At 46.9% G+C, this 1,405-nt stretch carries 2 protein-coding genes; both read right to left on the bottom strand.

The genetic code is table 11. The features are described 5' to 3' along the window. A partial coding sequence (locus tag A3735_RS26510) for an enoyl-CoA hydratase (protein ID WP_068638961.1) occupies positions 1 to 760 on the bottom strand: 760 nt, incomplete at its 3' end. 56 nt (positions 761 to 816) lie between these two features. Then, the coding region (locus A3735_RS26515; protein WP_255375196.1) for an acyl-CoA dehydrogenase family protein at positions 817 to 1,405 on the bottom strand (589 nt) is incomplete at its 5' end.

Consider the following 1,405-nt stretch of genomic DNA (forward strand, 5'->3'; position numbering starts at 1 on the left):
TAGTGCCTTCAAGTTGGTTGTCACCACCAATTAGATTAATGAATTCGGTGCGCTCATGCTGAAGTGAAAGCGATATGGCGTTTTCTCGAGCTGTACTTAAAAGCTTTTTACAGGCAAACAAAGCATCGGGGCTTTGCTTACTTGCAGACTGTGCATAGTTCATGGCGCTTGATAAGGCCTCGCCTTTCGGTACACTTTCTAGTGCTAATCCGGTTTGAACGGCTGTTTCGGCATCCATTCTCTGCCCGAGCAAGATCATTTTACTTGCCCACGCTTCGCCAATTAACCAACTCAACCGCTGTGTGCCACCAGCGCATGGTAAAAGACCAACACCTGCTTCAGGCAGTGCAACCTGAGCCTGTTCTTCGACGATACGGATATCACAGGCAAGTGCACACTCAAGACCTCCACCCATCGCGTAACCATTGATAGCCGCGATGGATACACCCTTAAAACTTGCAAGGGCTTCAAATGCTTCGCCAAAACGGTGTGCAACATCTTTTGAAAGTATCTTGTCGCCGCTACTAAACTGCTTAAGGTCTGCACCAGCAGAGAAAAACTTTTCGCCTTGCCCGTGTATGACTAAGGCACTTATTCCGCTCATTGCATTGAGTTTTACGATGACGCTTGAAAGCGCGCCAAGGCTTTCCAAGTCCCAGGTATTTGCAGGTGGATTGTTGATAGTAATTTTAGCAATATGACCATCGACAGTAACAATAATTTTGTCACTAGGGGAAATAGTCTGATTTTCTTGTGTCATAGCGGGTGTTCTTTCCTTTTTCAGAAGATTGGAATGCGCGAAGCTTGCCTACTAGCTTATCCGAGAAGCTGGAAGTTTTCATCAGATAACAAGGCTCTAGCAATGATTAAGCGCATTACTTCGTTAGTACCTTCGAGAATACGATGCACGCGCGTATCTCTAAAGTAACGTTCGATAGGGTATTCCTTGATATAGCCGTAACCACCGTGCAATTGTAGGGCTTCATCGCAAATCTTAAAACCGAGATCAGTCGCTAGGCGTTTAGCCATCGCGCAATGAACCGATTTATCGGCTGCACCTTGGTCGAGTTTAAATGCGGCTAGGCGGATCATCTGGCGAGAGGCTACAAGCTCTGTCAGCATATCAGACAGTTTGAACTGGGTGGCTTGAAAATCGGCAATCGTCTGATTGAATTGCTTGCGCTCCTTAACATAGCTAATACTCTGTCGCAGGCTCGCGCGCGCAGTACCGACTGAGCAGGCAGCAATATTGATTCGGCCGCCATCTAGGCCTTCCATCGCCAACTTGAAACCGTCACCTTCATGTGCCAAAAGGTTTTCTTTGGGTACGCGTACATTCTCAAAATGAATCAAGCGGGTCGGTTGATTGCTCCATCCGAGCTTTTCTTCTTTCTTACCAAAACTG

Source organism: Oleiphilus sp. HI0061 (genome assembly GCF_001635675.1).